Raw genomic sequence first — 20,163 nt, forward strand, 5'->3', positions numbered from 1 at the left:
AGTAAATCCATGTCCGGCGTGGCGCGGAATGTCGGAGTACCCGGCTCCAGGCCACGCGGGGACAAGGGTCCCCGGGCTGGTAACCGGCTGATTCGGTGGGGCGAAACGAGTTCTCGGATGTGTGGAGACCGCGTGATCCACCCAACAGAGTGCTTTACATCTCTACTAGGCTGGACCAGCCGGGCCCACCCTCACCCGCCCGGCGTCCGAACGGTGCGTCCACGCACCAGAAACCGGCCTGACAACTCGGCCTGATGGAGGTCTCCCCCTGTGCACACGGAACCCGCCGCGCCCGGCCTAGCGGATCCTCACTTCGGCGGGGCGGCCGCCCCGCAGGCAGCGCCAGGACCCGGCGCGCTCGACGAGCTGGTGGAGACCATGGCGCGCGTCCGCGGAGCCGTCGAGTCCGTCGTGACGGGCCGGCCGGGGCTGGCCGACATCACCCTCGCCGTCCTGCTGGCCGAGGGCCACCTGCTCGTCGAGGACGTGCCCGGTGTCGGCAAGACGACGCTGGCCAAGGCGATCGCCCGCAGCATCGACTGCCACGTGGGCCGCATCCAGTTCACCCCCGACCTGCTGCCGAGCGACCTCACCGGCGTCAACATCTTCCGGACCGGCAGCCACGAGTTCGAGTTCCGGCCCGGCCCGGTGTTCAGCAACATCGTGATCGGCGACGAGATCAACCGCGCCTCCCCGAAGACGCAGTCCGCGCTGCTGGAGTGCATGGAGGAGGGCCAGACCACCGTCGACGGCACCACCCACCAGCTCCCCCGGCCGTTCCTCGTGGTCGCCACGCAGAACCCGGTCGAGATGGAGGGCACCTACCCCCTGCCCGAGGCACAGCGCGACCGCTTCATGGCCCGCATCACGGTGGGCTACCCCGACATCAACGCCGAGATCCTCATGCTCGACCGGCAGGAGGCCAGCACGCCGCTGGCGCACCTGCAGCCCGTCACCGACGGACGCTCGATGCTGCGGTTCTCGCAGCTGGTCCGGTCGCTGTACGCGTCGCCGTCGGTCAAGCGGTACGTGGTGGGTCTGGTCGGGGCCACGCGCGAGCACCCCGGGCTGCGGCTGGGCGCCTCGCCCCGAGCGTCGCTCCAGCTCCTGCGGGCCGCCAAGGCCATCGCCGCCATGACGGGGCGGGACCACGTGCTGCCCGACGACATCCAGCGGCTCGCCCGGCCCGTGCTGGCCCACCGCCTCATCGTCACGACCGAGGCCCGGCTCGGCGGGGTCACGCCGGAGACGCTCGTGGACGAGATAGTGCAGCGCACGCCGGTGCCGGCTCTCGAGCCCGCCGACCGGCGTCAGTTCTGAGCGGCCGGGGCGACCAGCTCATGAAGTGGCGTGACACGCTCGCACGGATCAGCCGGGTCCGGCTGACCCCCCGTGGCATCGGAGCCGCCTGCGTGGGCGGCGTGCTGATCCCCCTCGGACTGGTGCTCACCCTGCCCGACCTCGTCGGGCTGGGCGCGGCTGCGCTGATCGCCGTTGCGGTGGCCTGGGTGGTCATCGGTGCCCAGCGGCTCGAGTCCGGACGCGGTGCCCTGCACGTGACGCGTGCCGTGACCCCGAACCCCGTCGTCCGCGACCGGACGGCGGAGGTCAGCCTCCTGGTCGCCGCGCACCAGGCCACCGGCGCGGCATACGAACGGTTGTCCCGGCTGCGCCTCTCCGAGCAGGCGGCGCACGAGCTCGCCGGGCACCAGGGCATCCGGGCGCGGGTTTCGGCGCGGGCCGACCGGATCACCGTGCACTACTCCCTGACCCCGACGCGCCGCGGGCGCTGGTCGCTGGGTCCGCTGCTGACCACCCGGACCGATGTGTTCGGCCTGGTCCGCGCCACCCAGCCCCTCGGCAGCGCGACGCACGTACCCGTGTGGCCCCGCACCGTCGAGCTCGCCGTGCGCACGCGGTCGGTGGGCGATGTCGACCACTCCGCCACGGGCGCACGCCTCCAGTCGACCGACGACTCCGTGCTGCGCGAGTACGTCGCGGGCGACGACCCGCGCCGCGTCCACTGGGCGAGCGCCGCCCGCCGGGGCCAGCTCATGGTCCGTGCCGACGAGAGCGCCGGCGTGCGCCCGGTGACCGTCCTGCTCGACCGCTCGCTCCTGCCGCACTGGCAGGAGTCCGGGAGCCCGCGCCGCCCCGCTGCCGTGGACGACGGCGAGTGGGCGGTCGAGCTCGCCGCGTCCATCGCCACCTCGTTCCTCGACGCCGGCCACCCGGCTCGCCTGGTGCCCACGAGCGTGGCTCCCAGCGTCGAGGGCGTCCGGTTCGCGACCACGCGCGCCAGCCGGCCCGCGCTGCTCGACGCCTGCGTGGACATCCGCGGGCACCGCGGCGCCGCCGAAGGACAGCACGCCACGAGCACCACGGCACGTGCGCTCCGGCTCGCCCGGACCCCCGGCGAGATAGTCGTCGCGGTGCTCGGCCCGCACGCGCCCGACGCCCGCCACGACCTCGCCGCCCTCGGCGCGGAGGGCACGTGCTGGGCGCTCCTGGTCGCTCCCCGCGGCGCCGGGTTCCAGCACGAGCTGGACCAGACCGCCGCCGAGCTGCGCGCGTCCGGCTGGCACGTCAGCACCTCCGAGGCCCGCACCGACCCGGAACGCGCCTGGGCCCTGCTCGCGGAGCGTGCCCCGTGATCCCCGCCCACCGCGGACCGCTGGTCCGCACCGTCACGTCCGGCATCCTCGTCGCGATCGCCGTCATCGCGTCCATGCACGCGCTCACTCTCGTCGTCGACCCCGGGCCATGGCTCACCGCCGGCACCACCGGCGTCGTCCTCGTGTCGACCACCAGCTGTGTAGTGCGGTACCTGCTGCTGCGCACCGCCGTCGACCGCGCCGCCACCCGCCGGGCGGCGGGCCAGGGGCCGAGCGCGGACCGGGCCGCCGACCGCGCGGCGGGCGGCGCCTCGTTCGTCGCGACGGCGGCCGGCTTCCTGGTCGCCGTGTGGTTCGTCCTCGCCCGCTACGGCGGGCCGGGGCAGCGCTTCGAGCCGTTCGTGGGGCCGGACTCCGTGGAGCAGGTCCTCGAACGGTTCCGGCAGGCCACCGAGCTCATGAGCACGCAGGTGGCGCCGGTGGACCCCGGGCCGGCCATCAGCATGGTCGCCGTGGGCGGCACATTGCTCGTGCTGCTCGTGGTGGACTCGCTCGCCGGCGCCCGGATGCCCGGCTTCGCCGGCGTGCCGCTGCTGCTCCTGTGGACGCCGCCCCTCACGCTCGTCGGCGAGGTGCAGTGGCAGGTCTTCGTCATCAGCGTCACCGCGATGCTGCTGCTGCTCACGGTCGACCCGGTGGGTGTGACACCCGGCCGGCACAGCGAGTCCGACTCCGCGGCGGTACGCCGCGCCCAGCGGTTCCGGTCCGGGATCACGGCGCTGACGTCCGTGGCGGTCGCGGCCGCCTCGCTCGGCGTCGCCACCGGCATGGCCGCGCTGCCCGCGCTGGCCGGGACGTGGAACCAGCTCATCTCCACGCCGTCGAACACGGTCGAGCTGTCCTCCGAGCTCGACATGCGCCAGCCCCTGAGCGCTCGTTCCTCCAACACCGTCCTGACGTACACGATGGCCGACGGCGACCCGACCGGCCCCCTGCGCGTCATGACCCTCACGGCGTTCGACGGCGTCCAGACCAACCGGAACGTGCCCACCGGCGGCCTGGCGGACTTCGACTCGACCACGATCCTCGCGCCTCCCGGCGAGGACGCCGTCGGCGAGGGCCGCCGAATGGACCTCCGGATCGGACAGCTCAACGGCGCCGAGCTACCGCTGCCGCTCGAGCCCCGCTCGGTCGACATCAGCGGCGACTGGGCCTACGACGCGATCCGCGACGAGGTGCGCAGCGGCGACGGCACCGAGCCCGGCGCCCCGTACAGCGTCCAGATCGTCGACCGTCGGCTCACCCCGGAGCTGCTGCGTGCCGCCCCGACCTCGGGGGATCCCCGGTCGGCCGGCTACATCGAGGTGCCGGACACCGAGCACCGGGACGACATCGCCGCCTACGCCGAGGAGATCGCGGGTGACGCACCCACCCGCTTCGACGCGGCGGTCGCGCTGCAGAACCACCTGCGGTCGGGTGAGGGGTTCGTCTACAACCCGGACGCCGACTACCGGGGCTCGTCGGACACCGTGTGGGACTTCCTGCAGAACAAGGAGGGGTACTGCACCCAGTACGCCCTCTCGATGATGGTGATGGCCCGCAGCCTCGACATCCCCGCCCGCATCGGCGTCGGCTGGCTGCCCGGCCGGCCCGACGGCAACGGCAGCTTCCGGGTCACGGGCCAGGACTCGCACGCATGGCCCGAGATCTACTTCCCGTCCGTCGGGTGGGTCCGGTTCGAGCCGACGCCGCAGGTCCAGACGGGTCCCCTCCCCTCGTACGCGAACCCGAGCGCGGGCAGCGCGCCGAGCTCGTCGCCCACGCCCACCCGCGCCAACGAGGTGCCCACGCGGCAGCCGACCCAGCGGCCCGAGCAGTCCGACGCGGGCGCCACGGCGGACGCGTCGTCAAGCAACGAGGTGTCGGACCGGACCCTGCCCGGCTGGGCCTGGGTGGTCGCGGTGGCCGTCGCCCTCGGCGTGCTCGGCGGGGCCGCATGGCTGCTGCTGCGGCGCCGCACCGAGGCCGAGGTGCTCGACCCGGAGCGCGCCTGGACCCGCGTCCTGGCACTGCTCGCCGAGCAGGAGGTGCGGCTCGGCCCGTCGGTCACGCTGCGCCGCGCACCAGCGGTCATCGCGGACGAGGTGCGCACCCGCACGGGCACACCCCTGCCCGACGACGTCGCGGAGCGCCTCACCGCCCTGGCCGACGCCGCGGAGGACGAGCGCTACGCCCGCGACTCGACACCGCCGACACCCGCCGAGCTGGAAGAGCTCATGCAAACGGTGACGACCGACCTCACCGCCGTCCTGACCGGCAAACCCTGACCGTCAGGACAGACAGGAGCCGGGCCCCACTGGGGCCCGGCTCCTGTCATGTAGCTGTGTCAGTCACTTACCTGTGCCTGTCACGCACATGTGCCGGCAGTCCGGCCAGGACCACCGAGGTCGGTTGGTCGGCTAGCGACCGCCCTGGTTGCGCCGGTTCTCCCAGCGCTCTTCGAGACGGGCGAGGAAGCCGCCGGAACGGCCACCACCGCCCTGCCGCTTGCGGGGCTTGCGTGCTCCCCCCTGCGGCGGCTGGACCGTGCCGTCTTCTCCAACGACGCCGACCGGGCCCTCCTGCTGCTTCTTGCGCGGTCCGAGGAATGCGAAGACCACACCCGCAAACATCAGCACGAAGCCGATGGCCCCGAGCCAGGTACGCGACGTCGCTGCACCGACGACAAGAAGAAGCAGACCGACGACAACGCCGGCCCCGGACAGCACATAACGGAGCGCGTTACCGCGACCTGTGGACTGGAGCGTGTTCGCCAGCCGCGGGTCGTCTGACGTCAGAGCGCGCTCCATCTGCTCCAGCACCCGCTGCTCGTACTCGGACAGAGGCATCGAGACCCCCGGATCTCGCAAAGGAACAGTGTCCCTTCCAGGATAGGACGACCCGGCCGCCGTTGGTAGTCGACATCCCGGGCATACCAGCGACTATACGGGCAGATCAGTAATGATGCGTGCCGTTCTTGTGATGTACACCCAGGTCGATCGCTGTTTTCCCGAACTTCTCACGCACCGCGTCGAGCGCAAGTTCAGCCTCTCGCTGCGCTCCGGAGCGTGGATCGACGGCCTCTTCGAGCGTCGGCTGGTGCACCGAGCCGTCTCGCTGCTGGAGATTTTCACCCCGCACGCCGACGAGCCGTACCGCGAGACCCCCCAGATCGACGCCCGCGACGAGCTCCCGCGCGACGAGGTAGATGTCCCGCGCGACGTCCGTGGGCCCGTCCAGCGTGCGCGACCGGGTGAAGGTGGCGAAGTCGCTGGAGCGCACCTTCACGGACACCGTGCGCGCCAGCACACCCTGGTGCCGCAGCCGGGCCGCCACCCGGTCGGACAGCTCCAGCACCCGCCGGCCGACCGCCACCGTGTCGTCCTGGTCCGTGCCGAAGGTGGTCTCGGCACCGATGCTGTGCTCGCGGTGCTCGGGCACGACGGGACGCGGGTCCCGCCCCCACGAGAGGTCGTGCAGGTGCGCGCCGCTGACCCGGCCGACAGCCGCCTGCAGGCTCGGCAGGTCCGTGTGCGCCAGCTCCGCGACGGTGGTGATCCCCCATGCGGCCAGGGCCTGCTCGGTCTTCTCCCCCACTCCCCACAGGGCGCCGACGGGCAGCGTGTGCAGGAAGTCCACGGTGGCCTCAACGGGCACGAGCATCAGCCCGTCCGGCTTGGAGTGCGTCGACGCCAGCTTCGCCACGAACTTGTTCCGTGCGATGCCGACCGACGCCGTCACGCCGTGCTCGGCCTCGATCCGACGGCGCAGCTCGGCCCCGATCGCCGTGGGCGGGCCCAGCCGCCGCCGGGCGCCGCTCACGTCCAGGAACGCCTCGTCCACGCTGATCTGCTCGACGAGCGGCGTGACCTCCTGCAGCATGCCCATCACCGAGCGCGACACGTCGTGGTAGAGGCCGTGGTCGGGCCGGACCACGATGGCCTGCGGGCACAGCAGGCGCGCCCGCGTCATCGGCATCGCGGACCGGATGCCGAACGCGCGCGCCTCGTAGGTAGCCGCCAGGACCACCCCGCGCTCCTGCCCGCCGACGATCACCGGCAGGCCCCGCAGCTCCGGCCGCCGGGCCAGCTCGCAGGACGCGAAGAACGCGTCCATGTCCAGGTGCAGCACCGAGCAGCCGGACTCGTCCGACCCCCAGTCACGTCTTGCCGCCGCTGACCGCGGCCCCTTGCTCACGAACGTGCTCCGTTCTTGCTGTTGCTCAGCGCTTGTCCACCCAGCGCTCCGAGGGTCGCACGGCCGGGGCAGACCCCACTCCGGCCGCACACGCTCCGGTCACGACGCCTCGGGCACCAGGGTCAGGCGCTGCTGCGTCGAGAACCCCGCCTGGGGGTCCACGAGCATGGCGACCTCGTCCCGGAAGTCTTCCGCGCACGCGAGCAGCTCGTCCGCTCGCGCGGGCTCCACCTGCTCCGGGCGACCGGCGTCCACGGCCGCCCGCAGAGGCGCCCCGGACGCGAAGTACCCAGACCAGGCCGCGAGGTCCGGCTCGGCGTGCGCAAGCATGTCCCACACCGTCCGCGCGCCGGAGCGCGCCGACGGACGCCCGCGCAGCGCCACGACCGCGGCAGCCGAGCGGATCGCCGCGAGGTGCGCGTGCACGAACCGGTCACCGGGGTCGGCGGAACGCGCCGCCTCGGCCAGCTCCGCGTCCGCCTTGCGGAGCAGTGCGCTGACGCCCGGCGGAACGGCGTGCGGCACAAACGTGCGCGCAGAGACCACGTCCCGCCCGCTCTGAGACTGCATGGTGCCCATCTCGAACCTCCGATCGAACCCCTTGTGCGACACTATCGAACATACGTTCTATCCCTGTCAAGCGCACCGCCGGTCCGGGAGACACTGTCCTCATGGCCCGCCGCTCCGCCCGACGCCGCCCATCCTCCTCCGCACCACTGACACTCCCCGCCGAGCTGCCGGTCGGCCCCGTGCCGATCAGCACGGGCACCGCCGAGGTGGTTCGCGACCCCGACTTCCCGCAGCGAGTGACGTTGCACGTCAACGGCGTGCCGAGCTCCAGCCTCGACCTCGCCGACCCCGGTTTCCTCGACTTCGAGTACATGCAGCAGATGGCCGCCTTCGTGGCCCTGCTGCCGCCCGGGCCGCTGCGGGTGCTGCACCTCGGCGCGGCCGGCAGCGCCTTCGCCCGGCACGTGGAGCACGAGCGGCCCGGCTCGCGCCAGCTCGGCGTCGACCTCGACCCCCGCCTCCTCGAGCTCGTCCGCGAGTGGTTCGCCCTGCCGCGCTCGCCCCTGCTGCGCCTGCGCGCCGACGACGCGGGGCACACCCTCGCCGCGGCGCGCGACGCCTCCTACGACGTGGTCGTCCGGGACGTCTTCGCCGGCGACCGCACACCAGCGCACCTCGTCGGCACGGGGTTCGCCGCCGAGGCTCGCCGAGTGCTCCGCCCTGGCGGCGTCCTCCTGGTGAACTGCGCCGACAAGCCGCCGCTGACCACGGCGCGACGCGAGGTCGCGAGCCTCGCCGAGGCGTTCGGGCCCGACGCCACGGCACAGGGCCGGCTCGCCGCCGTCGCCGAGCCCGCGATCCTCAAGGGGCGCCGCTACGGGAACCTGGTCCTCGCGGCCGTCCGTGAGCTGCCCGAGGACCCGCCACGGGACGCAGCCCAGGAAGACCCCCAGGAGCCCGCACAGGCCACCGTACGGCCCGACGCCGACGTCGAGACCGTGGACCTGCGCGACCCCCGCCTGGGCCGCGCCCTACGCACCCTCGCGGTGCCTGCCACGCTCCTCGCGGGCGACGACGCCGCGGCGTTCGCCGGCACGGCGGCGCCGCTGGAGACTCCCGCCCCCTGAGGCGTCAGGGCACGACCCCCGGGCATGAAAAGGGCCGCGCTCCCCGAGGGGAGCACGGCCCTTCTCACAGGTAACTCAGAGCGGGACGACCGCTTCCGCCTGCGGACCCTTGGGGCCCTGCGTGATCTCGAACTCGACCCGCTGGGCCTCCTCGAGAGACCGGTACCCGTTCGACTGGATCGCGGAGTAGTGCACGAAGACGTCGGCGCCGCCGCCGTCCTGGGCGATGAACCCGTACCCCTTCTCCGCGTTGAACCACTTCACAGAACCCTGCGCCATGCTGTCCTTCGACCTTCCGTCCGGGATCCGGCGGCGGGCCCGTTGCCCGCCCCCGTGCCGCAATGCTTTCCCCGCTTGCTCACGACACGGCGGACGTGGCCTTGGTACGTCACTGCAACGTGCGCCAGTGTGGCATGGACCACTCAAATGTGCCACGGAACGGGCACATTTCTGCCGCAGCTATGACACACCGGGCTGTCAGCTGCCCCTCAGTCGCCGTTCTGCTGGGCGAGGAACCGCTCGAACTCCGCCCCGAGCTCCTCCGCGCTGGGGATCGGAGTGGTCTCCGCGAGCAGGCTCGGGCGGCCGACGGAGCGCGCGAACGCGTCGTACTGCTCCTCCAGCGCCTTCACCACGGCTGCGACCTCGGCCGACTCCGCGACCTGCTTCTCCACCTCGATCTTCGCGTCGGTGGCGGCCTCCTCGAGGGCGGGGATCGCCAGGTCGAGCCCCGTGGCCCGCTCCGTGTGGTGCAGCGCCACGACCGTCGCCGGCGGGTACTGTGACTGCGAGAGGTAGTGCGGCACGTGGACCGTGAAGCCGAGCGCGTCGTGCCCGGCCTCACCGAGCCGGTACTCGAGGAGGGCGGCCAGCGAGCCCGGCACCTTCACGCTGCCGAACCACGACGTGTAGTCGTCGACGAGGCCGGGCCGCGTCGCGTGCGCCGTCAGCGACAGCGGGCGCGTGTGCGGCAGCCCCATCGGGATGCCCTGGATGCCGACCACGAGGCTCACGCCGAACCGCTCGACCAGCTGGATCACCCCGGCTACCACCCGTTCCCACTGCAGGTCCGGCTCGGCGCCGTGAAGCAGCAGAAAACCGGTGCCCTCGGCGTCGGTCACATGGTCGATCGCAAGGTACGGGGCCTGGTAGTCGGCCCAGCGGTCGGAGTCGAACGTCATGGTCGCTCGCTTGGAGCGGTAGTCGAGCAGCTGGTCGACGTCGAACGTCACCAGGCGCTCGACGCGAAACTCGTCGACGAGGTGCTCGACGGCGATGTCGCCCGCGCTGCCTGCGTCCACGAATCCGCGCACGGCGTGCAGCAGGACGGGTCCATCGGCACTTCCGGGCACGCTGCGACCCAGCGTGCGCTCGACCGCTGCTTCGTCGACGTCGTAGATGCCCTGGGGGTCAAGCACGTGCGCTCCCTCGCTCGTCGGAGTACTTTCCCGATCACCCGATACGACCGGGTTATCTGCTCAGGTCCAACGCTACGAGGGCCGGGTGTCTTCCCGTTACGCCCTCAGCGTCGCGGGCACACTGCTCACCGACCCGGCAGGCGCACCACGGACACGAAGAACTCGTCGATCTGGCGGACCACGTCGATGAACCGGTCGAAGTCCACCGGCTTGGTCACGTACGCGTTCGCGTGCAGCGAGTACGAGCCCACGACGTCCTCCTGGGCATCCGACGTGGTGAGCACCACCACGGGGATGTGCCGCAGCATGGGGTCGCCCTTCGCCACGGCGAGCACCTCCATGCCGTCCATCTTCGGCAGGTTGAGGTCGAGCAGCACCAGGTCCGGCGTCGGCACCTTCGCGTACTGCCCCTGCTTGCGCAGGAACTCGAGCGCGCTCACGCCGTCGCCGACCACCGACACGTTGTTCGCGACACGGTGATCCTCGAACGCCTCCCGGGTCATCAGGACGTCGCCCGGGTCGTCCTCCACGAGGAGGATCTCCATCACCTTCTGACCGCTCACGTTGACCACCCGGTCCGTACCTGTCCCCTGGAGTCGGCAGCGACGGGCCCCTTCGTCGCGACCCATCGTCGGCCCTGGTCAGGCCGCCTCATTGAAGCGTAGTCGACTGCGCGCGTTCGGTCGAAAGGCGCCCCGGGCCGGGCTGCCCCTGGCGCCGGGCCAGGGTGAACCGCACGATGGTGCCGCCGCCCGCCGCGGGCTCGATCCAGATGCGACCCTTGTGGTACTCCACGATCCGCTTGACCAGCGAGAGGCCGATGCCGGTGCCCGCGTACTCCTCGCGCGGATGCAGCCGCTGGAAGATGACGAACACCCGCTCCGCGTACTGGGCGTCGATGCCGATGCCGTTGTCCACGACCGAGATCTCCCAGTGCGCACGCATGCTCCGCACCTCGATCCGCACGGCCGGCGTCCGGTCGGGGTCGCGGAACTTCAGCGAGTTGCCGACCAGGTTCACGAACAGCTGCTGCAGCAGCGCACGCTCGCCGTGCACGGTCGGCATCGGGTCGTGGACGATCTCGGCGCCCGTCTCCGCCACCCGGTCGGAGAGCTCGGACAGCGCGGCCGTCAGCACCCCCTCCAGCTCCACGTCCTCGCGCGGCACGCCGGTTCGGCCCACGCGGGAGAAGCTCAGGAGGTCCTGGATGAGCCGCTGCATGCGCTTGGCGCCGTCCACGGCGAAGTCGATGTACTGGTCGGCGCGCTCGTCGAGCGACCCGCCGTACCGCTTCTGCAGGAGCTGCGTGAAGCTCGCGACCTTGCGCAGCGGCTCCTGCAGGTCGTGCGAGGCCACGTAGGCGAACTGCTCGAGGTCGCGGTTGGACCGCTCCAGCTCGCGCGCCTGCTCGCTGAGCAGGCCGTGCGCGTTCTCGACCTCCTGGTGCGACAGCCGGATCTCCTCCACCTGGTGCACGAGCTCGCGGCGCATCGTCTCCACGTGCATGGCGAGCAGGGCTACCTCGCCCGCACCGACGGGCCGGATCTCGCGCCCGAGGACACCACTGCTCACCACGCGCACGCCGGCCGTCAGCGTGGTGAGCGGCCGGATCACCCAGGTCTCCAGCGCGAGCCACATCATCGTGCCCATCAGCACCACGACGAGCACCAGCGTCGCCACCGCACCGAGGAGCAGCTGCTCCCAGACCGCGCGGGTGGCCACTATCTCGTCCCGCTGCGTGCTCAGCGCGGCCAGGTACTGCACGACGGCGGCGCGCGCGCTCTCGTACAGGGCGTCGCCCTCGGCGGCCGGCGGAGCGGTGCCGAGCAGCTCCATGCGGCAGTCGATCTGGCCGGCCGGCGCCGCCTCCACGGCGGCTATCACGGGTTCCGCGTACTCGTCGAACCAGGCGTCGGTGAGCCGCATCGCCTCCTTGTAGGCCAGCGCCACCTCGGCGTCGGCCGCGAGCTCGCGCCGTTCGACGTCGGCCAGGAGCATGATGCGGCCGCTCGACCCGACGGCCCGGGTCCAGGGCTCGAGCGCGGCGGCGTCGCACGTCGCCCGGTACGCGCGCAGCGACGCCTCGGCGTCGCCCAGCGCCAGGGACGCCCGCTCGCCGTCGACCACGGCCCGGTAGTACGGGCCGTCGGCCCGGGCGTCCAAGCCGCGGGACTGGACCAGGGCGAGCACCGCCACCGCGAGCGCCAGCACGAGCATGGCCGCCACCGCGCCGAGGAGCCGCGCGAGACGGCGACGCATGGACACACCGGTGAACCGGTGCTCGTCCGGCACGAGCGTCATGCCCGCGACCACTCCACCGAGTCGGCCAGGGTCGACGTCCGCTCCCCCGGGCCGGTGGCACCGGCGCCGGCCCAGCCGACGAAGAGCAGCGCTGCGTCGTCGACCAGGGGACCGCCGTGCAGCGCGCGGACCCGGCGCAGCACCCGGGTCACGACCTCGTCGGTCCCCTTGTCCATCTCGTGCTCCACGACGCTGCGCAGGCCGTGCGCGCCGAGGCGCGGCATGCGTCCGTGCGCGCTGGGCGGGAGGATCGGCGTGCCGTCGGGGTCGACGCCGACCGCGGCCTCCACGAGCCCGTCCGTGTAGAGCACGGCGGTCCATACCTCCGGCAGGCGGACGCGGTGCGCGGTCCAGCTGCCCGCGACGGGGATGCCCAGGGCGCGGCCGCGGTCCGAGGAGGGCAGCTCCTCGCAGTGATGGGTGACGAGCACCGCCGATCCGGCCGACGTCTGCGGGACCACGAGCAGCGGCGGGAGGTGTCCGGCGAGGTAGACGTCCATGTGCTTGCGGTCCGGCGAGATCACCGCCTGGCAGATGGTGACGAACACCTCGGGCCGGCCGCGCTCCGCGAGGAGCACCCGCTCCAGGAGCGGCAGGACGGCGTCGGCGGGGGTGTCCGCCAGCACGAGGGTGCGCCATGCCGTCCGCATCGCGGCGCCGAGCGCCGCCTCGTCGGGGCCGTGCCCCGCGACGTCGCCGATGACCGTGACGAGGGTGCCGTCGGGGCGCTCGACCGTGTCGAAGAAGTCGCCGCCGAGCAGGCCGTTGCCCCCGGGCAGGTAGCCCACCATCACGGAGACCCGCTCGTCGGTGACCAGCTCCTTGGGCAGCAGCGCGCGCTCCAGCCGCGTGGTCTCGGCCGCGCGCACCTCGCTGCGGAACAGCGCGATCTGCTGGGCGGCGGACCGCCGCCGCAGAGTCGCGTAGCGCAGGCAGCGGGCAAGCCCGTCGCCGTCCACGTCGCCCTTGACCAGGTAGTCGTCGGCCCCGTTGGCGACGGCGGCGGCGCCCAGGTCGTGCGCCGTGTTCCCGGTCAGCACGACGACGGCGGGCTGCACCGGCAGCACCTCGATGCCGTCCATGATGCGGCGCAGGGCGCCCAGCCCCTCGGCGTCGGGCAGGCCCAGGTCGAGCAGCAGGCAGTCCACCGCCACCATCGACAGGACCCCGAGGGCCTCGTCGACGGAGCGGGCGCGGTGCAGGTCGGCCCGGAGGTCGGCTTCCACGTCGGCGTCGGCGAGCAGCTCGCTCACGAGGAACGCGTCGGCGTCGTCGTCCTCGACGAGGAGCACCGAGATCGGGCCGTCGATCCCGGACGGGCGCGCCTCGGATCCGGACCCTCCTCCGGGCCTCGCAGCTCCTGCCCCGCCCAGTGCCATGGCGGCGATCCTATCCAGCGAGATGACGCCGTGTCAGCGGACAGGCCGACTGGTGCGCGATAATGGTCGGCCGGTTGTTTGCGGCCGAAGCTTTTTCGCTGGTGGAACACGGAGGTAAGGCGTGACGGGAATCGCGGGCGAGCTCGCCCACGAGCAGGCAGTCGTCGACACGATGTACATCCGCTTGGACACCCTGCGCGGCACCACCGCGAACCGCCTGCGGGACGTCCGACTGGCGGGCGCTACGGGCACGCACCAGAACCGCAGCGAGCGCGACGCGTTCGCCACGCTCTACGAGGACCGCGCGGCGCAGCTCGACGCCGTCGAGGACCGGCTGGTCTTCGGCCGTCTGGACCTCTCGGACGGGTCCGCCGACGGCACCGTGACCCGGTACGTCGGGCGCATCGGCCTGACCGACGCCGAGCACCGCTCGATGCTGACCGACTGGCGCGCCCCTGCGGCCGAGACGTTCTACCGGGCCACGGCCCTGCACCCGGGCGACGTCCGGCGCCGGCGCCACCTGGTGACCAAGGGCCGTTCGGTCACCGGCCTGGAGGACGAGGTCCTGGACCTCGACACGGAGATCGACCCCGACGCGCTGTCCGGCGAGGGCGCGCTGCTGGCGGCGATGGCCCAGGGCCGTACGGGCCGGATGACGGACATCGTCGCCACCATCCAGGCCGAGCAGGACCGCATCATCCGCTCCGACCTGTCGGGGGCGCTGGTGGTCCAGGGCGGCCCGGGCACGGGTAAGACGGCGGTGGCGCTGCACCGCGCCGCCTACCTCCTGTACGCGCACCGGCGCCTGCTGGAGCGCTCCGGCGTGCTCGTCGTGGGCCCCTCCAGCTCGTTCCTGCGGTACATCGACCAGGTGCTCCCGTCGCTCGGTGAGACCGGCGTGGTCTCCACGACGGTCGGCGACCTGATTCCCGGGATCCGGGCGACCGCCGTCGACGAGGGGCAGGTGGCCCGGCTCAAGGGTCTGCTCCTGTGGCGCAAGGTGGTCCGCCGGGCCGTGCGGGCGCGCGAGCGCGTGCCGGAGCGGGAGGTCCCGGTGCGGATCGACGGGCACGAGTTCGTGATCCGGCCCCGCGACGTCGCCGACGCGATAGCTCGCGCCCGCCGCACGCACAAGCCGCACAACCTGGCGCGCGGGGCGTTCGTGCGCGACATGCTCGACCGCCTGACCGACCAGTACCGCGACTTCACGGACGCACCCCTGGCGGGCGAGGACCGCTCGGCGGTGTTCGAGGACCTGCGCTCGGACCGCGACGTCCGCGTGGCGCTCAACCTCGCTTGGCTGCCGATCACGCCGGAGCGGCTCGTCAGGGACCTTTACGCCAAGCCGCACCGGCTGGCCGAGGCCGCACCGGAGCTGACCGCGCGCGAGCGCCGCCTCCTGTTCCGGGAGCCGGGTGCGCCGTGGACGGAGTCCGACGTGCCGATCCTGGACGAGGCGTACGAGCTGCTCGGCGAGGACGACTCCGTGGCGCTGGCCGAGGCCCGCAACCGCGAGGCCGAGCAGGCCCGTGAGGTCGAGTACGCGCGCAGCGTGCTGTCCTCGACGGGCGCCGGCGACGGCCTGGTCGACGCCGAGACGCTCGCCTCCCGCTTCGCCGCGAGCGGCCCGTCCCTGACGACGGCGGAGCGCGCCGCCGGCGACCGCGCGTGGACGTACGGCCACGTGGTGGTCGACGAGGCGCAGGAGCTCTCCCCCATGGCCTGGCGGTCGCTGGTGCGCCGGGTACCGACCCGATCGATGACCATCGTCGGTGACGTCGCCCAGACGTCGTCCGCGGCCGGCGCGCGGAACTGGGACCGCATGCTCACCCCGCTGCTGCGCGACGGGTGGCGGCTCGCCGAGCTCACCGTGTCCTACCGCACGCCGTCGACCGTCGCCGACACCGCCCAGCGGGTGGCGCGGGCCGCCGAGCTGCCGGTCTCGGAGCTGCGCGCCGCGCGCGACGTAGAGGGGTCCCTCACCGTCGTCCGCACCCCGCCGGGCCCGGACGCCCGGCCGGAGGACGGCACGGTGGTCGCCGAGGCCCTCGGCCTCGTCAAGGAGCTCGTGGGTCCCGACGCCGGCCGCGTGGCCGTCGTCGCGCCGTCGGGCAGCGTCGCGCGGCTGGCCGACGCCGTCGCCGGGGGGCTGGCCTCCGCCGTCGGCGCCGAGGAAGCCGCCCGCCTCGCCGCGCAGCGCCCCGAGGACGCGCAGGTGACCGTGCTCGCGCCGCGCCAGACCAAGGGCCTGGAGTTCGACGCCGTGGTGCTCGTGGAGCCGGCAGCGATCGCGGAGGGGCCTGGCGGGACGAGCGACCTCTACGTCGCGATGACCCGCCCGACGCAACGCCTCGTCGTGCTGCACGCGCGCGACCTGCCCGAAGGGTTCTGACGCCCGCCTGCCGCCGGCGGCCCGCCGTCCCAGCAGGCGGGACATGGGGCTCATCCGTTTGTTGCTTCCGGTCCCCCTGGCGCACCATGGGTCCGTGCAGCGAGCCCTTCTCCTCGAGAACGTCCACCCCACCTCCGTCCCGATCCTCGAGTCGGCCGGGTACGAGGTCGACTACCGCAAGGGAGCCCTCGACGAGGACGAGCTGATCGCCGCGCTCGACGGCGTCGCCCTCCTGGGCATCCGGTCCAAGACCGAGGTGACGGCCCGGGTGCTGTCCGAGGCGACCGGCCTGGTCGGCGTGGGCGCCTTCAGCATCGGCACCAACCAGATCAACCTCACCGCCGCGGCGAACCGTGGCGTCGCCGTGTTCAACGCGCCGTTCTCCAACACCCGTTCCGTGGTGGAGCTCGCGATCGCCGAGATCATCTCGCTGACCCGCCGCATGACGGAGCGCGACCGCGCCCTGCACGACGGCGTCTGGGACAAGTCCGCCGAGGGCTCGCACGAGGTGCGCGGCCGCACCCTCGGCATCGTCGGCTACGGCAACATCGGCTCGCAGCTGTCCGTGCTCGCCGAGAACCTCGGCATGTCCGTCGTCTTCTTCGACACCGCGGAGAAGCTCGCGCTCGGCAACGCCCGCCGTGCCGAGACGCTCGACGAGCTGCTCGAGACCGCCGACATCGTGACGCTGCACGTGGACGGGCGCTCCGGGAACGCCGGCCTGTTCGGCGAGAAGCAGTTCGCCCGGATGAAGCCCGGCGCGATCTTCCTCAACCTGTGCCGCGGGTTCGTGGTCGACGTCGAGTCGCTGGCGGAGCACATCCGGTCCGGGCACCTGTCGGGGGCCGCCGTCGACGTCTTCCCGGAGGAGCCCAAGAAGCGCGGCGACGCCTTCGAGTCGGTGCTGCGCGGCCTGCCCAACGTGATCCTCACCCCGCACGTGGGCGGGTCCACCGAGGAGGCGCAGGAGTCGATCGGCCAGTTCGTGGCCAAGAAGCTCGGCGACTACGTGACCACCGGCTCCACGATGCTCAGCGTCAACCTGCCGAACCTCCAGCTCGAGCACACGGGCGTGGGCCGCATCAAGCTGCTGCACCGCAACGTGCCCGGCGTGCTCGCCACCGTGAACCAGATCTTCGCCGACCACGGCGCCAACATCGAGGGCCAGATGCTCGCCACCCGGGGCGATATCGGCTACGTGGTCACCGACATCTCGGACGTGACCGAGCGGGGCGCGTCCAAGAAGCTCCAGGCCCTGGACACGACCATCCGGCTGCGGATCCGCGACGCCTTCGAGCGCCCGGAGTTCCCCCCGGGTCCCGCGGCCCGCTGACCGGCCGCGGACTGCGGTCCGCCGCGAGAACGACCTGGGTGCCGATTCCGTGCGGAGTCGGTACCCCAGGTCGTTCTCGCGCGAGCCCTTCGCCCGACGGCGGTGCGGTCAGCCGAGCGCGGACGCCGGGATCTTGTACGCCGCGAAGGCTTCCGCTACCTGGGGCTCGGTCAAGCCGTAGCGCTCCAGGGTGTAGGCGTGCGGGCGGTGGCCCGTCCGGTCGAGGGCCGCGGCCAGGTTGGCGTCGTCGGCCCCGCCCCAGGCCAGGTCCAGGCGGTCGAACACCCCGCGCATCACCGTCGCGGGGTCGGCGAGCAGGTCGTCGTAGACGACGTCGATCACCGCGTCGTCGGGGAGCTGCTCGCGCAGCCCGATCGCGCGCTCGACGCCGGCGGCCGAGATCCCGAGCCACTCGCTGCCGATCCGGTCCAGGTCGATGCGGCCGGGCTTGATGTACATCGTGTGCGTCGCCTCGGCCATGGAACAGCCCGAGGCGACGGCGGCCCCCGGCGCGCGGTGCGTCCAGACGAACCGCGCACCCGGGAAGGCGCGCAGGATCTCCGGCATCCGCCACAGGTCCATCGGGTGCTTGAGCACCCAGCGCTCCGGCGCCTCGCCGGCCGCGATGATCTGCAGGGCGTCGCGCAGGAACAGGAAGTCGTCGGTGAGGTCGGCGTCCGCGACGTGGTCCAGGTAGCGCGGCGCGGGCCCCCACGTGGCGTACATCTCGGTGTGGGCGCGCAGCATGAAGTCCTCCTCCTCGCTGTCGGCGATCAGCGGGTGCAGGTGGGCCCACGCGGGGCTCACCTTCCCCACCACCGCGAACCGCTTGCGAACCTGCGCGATCAGCCGCTCGCGCTCGGCCGTGGCACGCGGGAGGCCCAGGTTGGTCATCTCCCACAGCTTCGGGCCCCGGTTGCCGGGGTGGCGGGCGATCAGGTTGTACGTCAGCGTGGTCCCGGTGCGCGGCAGCCCGACGACGAACACGGGCGCCGTCACCGGCTCGTCCCGCACCTCGGGGTGGCTCGCCTGGATGTCGCGGACGATCGCGCGGTTGTTCAGCCGCTCGCGGATCTGGTCCTGGGTGCTCATCCAGCCGAAGGCGCTCAGGTCGGGGTTGGCGGCATGGTCGGCGAGCAGCAGGCGGAGGCCGTCGAGCGCGGCGAGGTCGTCGGCGCCGAGGGGGACGCGGCCGCGCTGCACCTCCCGGAGCAGTCGCTCGAAGACGGCGTCGGGGTCCTTGCGGGTCCGCAGGCCCGGGGCGAACAGCACGTTGAGGAGCCGGAGCAGCGGCGTGGCCTGGGGCATGGCGCACATCCTGCCGACAACCTTCAGGCAGCGACAAGCGATCGGCCCGGCCGACCCGGCTGATAACTGGCCCACGACCCGATCGCGACCCGACCGTTGGCGGATCCGGAGCACGCGTCTACGATCACGACCGAAGGCCTGCACCCGGCATCACCTGGCCGGACCCTGGTCGCCGACGAGAGGGGAATCGTGACCGCACGACCGCCGTCGGACCCGCTGGTGAGGCTGCGCGACGTCGCCGACCGGACCCAGCTCGTGGAGACCACGTCCGCCGCCGACTCGAACGCGGTGTACGAGGGGCTGCGGCAGCGGTGGGGCTCCGCCGCGCCGGTGGACCTGGAGCCGGGCGTACCGGCGTGGCTGGTGCTGGGGCATGCAGCGGCCGTCGGCGTGCTGCGCGACGACCGCACCTTCATCAAGGACCCGTCGATCTGGCGCGGCCACGACGAGGGTCTGCTCGGCCCGCAGTCGGCCCTGCACCTCGTGCTCTCCCGGCAACCGAAGCCCACCCTGTTCGACGCCGACGGCGCCAAGCACGCGCGCCTCCGGCCGCCCGTCGACGACGCCCTGGACCGGATCGACGAGGCCCGCGCGGCGGCGATCACCCGCCGGCTGTGCGGGAAGCTCATCGACCGGTTCGAGGACCGCGGGCGGGCCGACCTCGTCGCCGAGTACGCCGCCGTCGTCCCGTTCCTCGTCATGTCCGAGCTCGACGGGCTCGAGCCCGGGCAGGCGCAGCGCCTGCAGGAGATCACGCGCGCCATCTTCGAGGCCGGCGCGGACGCCCGCGCCCTGACCGACGAGCTCAAGGAGATCGTCAGCGGGCACATCACCCACAGCCGCGCACACGGCACCCGGGACATCGCCGGGATGCTGGCCGTGCACGGCAGCTTCCACGACGACACGGAGCGGGCGCAGACCCTCACCGCCATCACGGCCGCGGCGACCGAGTCGCTGCTCGCCCTGGTGGCGCAGACCCTCGCGCTGATCCTGCGCGACCCACGGTTCTCCGGCAGGGTCTCCGGGGGCCGGCTGCACATCGACGACGTGCTGGACGAGGTGCTGTGGCGCTCCACGACCAACCCCAACCTCATGCCCCGGTTCGCGGTGCACGACGTGACGATCGGCGACAAGCTGGTCGAGCGCGGGGAGGCAGTGGTGGTCGCCGTGCACGCCGCCAACCACGACCCCCTGGTCCACGCCGCGGACCCGTGGGAGACCGTCGGCAACCGCGCGTACCTGTCCTTCGGCGCGGGCGCACACCGGTGCCCCGCGCCGCGCCTGGGCCGCGTCATCGCGCGCATCGCGGTCACGGAGCTGCTGCACCGCCTGCAGGTCACGCTCGACGGCGACCCGGACCAGGTCGAGTGGGCGACCAGCCCATGGATGCGCTTCCCCGCGCGGCTGCCGGTGACGTTCGCCTCCCCGCGTGAGGTGCCCCGCCCGGCCGCCTGGCCCCCGGGCACGACGGCGGTCTCGCCGTGAGACCGCCGCACCGCACAGGATGCGAGCACGGGGCACGACGGCCCTGGAAGTGAGCGATC

General features: G+C 72.9%; 16 protein-coding genes. 7 read left to right on the plus strand and 9 right to left on the minus strand.

Features of this window, described 5'->3' with window-relative positions; genetic code table 11:
* Positions 1–270: 270 nt before the first annotated feature.
* From C8K30_RS00610 to C8K30_RS00620, 3 genes are read left to right on the plus strand one after another with little or no spacing between them, the layout of a single operon-like run.
* Complete coding sequence (locus C8K30_RS00610; RefSeq protein ID WP_108490970.1) at positions 271–1,320, plus strand: MoxR family ATPase; 1,050 nt, start codon at positions 271–273, stop codon at positions 1,318–1,320.
* A gap of 20 nt (positions 1,321–1,340) precedes the next feature.
* A complete protein-coding gene (locus tag C8K30_RS00615; RefSeq protein WP_108490971.1) occupies positions 1,341–2,654 on the plus strand; it encodes a DUF58 domain-containing protein in 1,314 nt (437 codons plus the stop codon).
* Positions 2,651–4,942, plus strand: a complete 2,292-nt coding sequence (locus tag C8K30_RS00620) for a DUF3488 and transglutaminase-like domain-containing protein (RefSeq protein WP_108490972.1) — start codon at positions 2,651–2,653, stop codon at positions 4,940–4,942. The genes C8K30_RS00615 and C8K30_RS00620 overlap by 4 nt, the downstream gene beginning before the upstream one ends.
* 132 nt (positions 4,943–5,074) lie before the next feature.
* On the opposite strand, the gene C8K30_RS00625 is transcribed toward C8K30_RS00620, so the two are convergent.
* The 3 genes from C8K30_RS00625 to C8K30_RS00635 form a co-directional block, all read right to left on the minus strand.
* Entirely contained in the window at positions 5,075–5,503 is a 429-nt protein-coding gene (locus C8K30_RS00625; RefSeq protein WP_108490973.1) for a DUF3040 domain-containing protein, read from the minus strand.
* Between the two features lie 106 nt (positions 5,504–5,609).
* Positions 5,610–6,851, minus strand: a complete 1,242-nt coding sequence (gene dinB, locus C8K30_RS00630) for a DNA polymerase IV (RefSeq protein WP_108490974.1) — start codon at positions 6,849–6,851, stop codon at positions 5,610–5,612.
* A gap of 99 nt (positions 6,852–6,950) precedes the next feature.
* Entirely contained in the window at positions 6,951–7,421 is a 471-nt protein-coding gene (locus C8K30_RS00635) for an SAV_6107 family HEPN domain-containing protein (RefSeq protein WP_233256895.1), read from the minus strand.
* 101 nt (positions 7,422–7,522) lie between these two features.
* On the opposite strand from C8K30_RS00635, the gene C8K30_RS00640 reads away from it, so the two are divergent.
* Entirely contained in the window at positions 7,523–8,488 is a 966-nt protein-coding gene (locus tag C8K30_RS00640) for a spermidine synthase (protein ID WP_233256896.1), read from the plus strand.
* Positions 8,489–8,563: 75 nt separating this feature from the next.
* Here C8K30_RS00640 and C8K30_RS00645 read toward each other — a convergent pair whose 3' ends face one another.
* The 5 genes from C8K30_RS00645 to C8K30_RS00665 all read right to left on the minus strand — a co-directional run bounded on the left by C8K30_RS00645 (position 8,564) and on the right by C8K30_RS00665 (position 13,586).
* Positions 8,564–8,767 carry a cold-shock protein gene (locus tag C8K30_RS00645; RefSeq protein ID WP_020016705.1) on the minus strand — a complete coding sequence of 68 codons (204 nt, stop codon included), beginning with the start codon at positions 8,765–8,767 and terminating at the stop codon, positions 8,564–8,566.
* A 209-nt stretch (positions 8,768–8,976) separates the two neighbouring features.
* Positions 8,977–9,906: a proteasome assembly chaperone family protein gene (locus C8K30_RS00650; RefSeq protein WP_199230285.1), complete on the minus strand. Its 930-nt coding sequence runs from the start codon at positions 9,904–9,906 to the stop codon at positions 8,977–8,979.
* 125 nt (positions 9,907–10,031) lie between these two features.
* Positions 10,032–10,451, minus strand: a complete 420-nt coding sequence (locus C8K30_RS00655; protein WP_108491829.1) for a response regulator — start codon at positions 10,449–10,451, stop codon at positions 10,032–10,034.
* 106 nt (positions 10,452–10,557) lie between these two features.
* Entirely contained in the window at positions 10,558–12,207 is a 1,650-nt protein-coding gene (locus tag C8K30_RS00660; protein WP_199230286.1) for an ATP-binding protein, read from the minus strand.
* Positions 12,204–13,586, minus strand: a complete 1,383-nt coding sequence (locus tag C8K30_RS00665; RefSeq protein ID WP_233256897.1) for a PP2C family protein-serine/threonine phosphatase — start codon at positions 13,584–13,586, stop codon at positions 12,204–12,206. The genes C8K30_RS00660 and C8K30_RS00665 overlap by 4 nt, the downstream gene beginning before the upstream one ends.
* 121 nt (positions 13,587–13,707) lie before the next feature.
* Between C8K30_RS00665 and C8K30_RS00670 the strand changes: the two genes are divergently transcribed.
* Together C8K30_RS00670 and serA are read left to right on the plus strand one after the other, a co-directional pair.
* Positions 13,708–15,978 carry an AAA family ATPase gene (locus C8K30_RS00670; protein WP_108490977.1) on the plus strand — a complete coding sequence of 757 codons (2,271 nt, stop codon included), beginning with the start codon at positions 13,708–13,710 and terminating at the stop codon, positions 15,976–15,978.
* Positions 15,979–16,072: 94 nt separating this feature from the next.
* On the plus strand, positions 16,073–17,311 hold the full coding sequence (gene serA, locus C8K30_RS00675; protein WP_108490978.1) for a phosphoglycerate dehydrogenase: 1,239 nt from the start codon (positions 16,073–16,075) through the stop codon (positions 17,309–17,311).
* Positions 17,312–17,419: 108 nt separating this feature from the next.
* Here the strand turns inward: serA and C8K30_RS00680 are convergent, their stop codons facing one another.
* Positions 17,420–18,619 (minus strand): sulfotransferase, encoded by a 1,200-nt coding sequence (locus C8K30_RS00680; protein WP_158280891.1) that lies wholly within the window; start codon positions 18,617–18,619, stop codon positions 17,420–17,422.
* Positions 18,620–18,808: 189 nt separating this feature from the next.
* On the opposite strand from C8K30_RS00680, the gene C8K30_RS00685 reads away from it, so the two are divergent.
* On the plus strand, positions 18,809–20,104 hold the full coding sequence (locus tag C8K30_RS00685) for a cytochrome P450 (RefSeq protein WP_108490980.1): 1,296 nt from the start codon (positions 18,809–18,811) through the stop codon (positions 20,102–20,104).
* Positions 20,105–20,163: the final 59 nt, after the last annotated feature.

It is taken from the genome of Promicromonospora sp. AC04 (genome assembly GCF_003058225.1).
Lineage (GTDB): Bacteria > Actinomycetota > Actinomycetes > Actinomycetales > Cellulomonadaceae > Promicromonospora.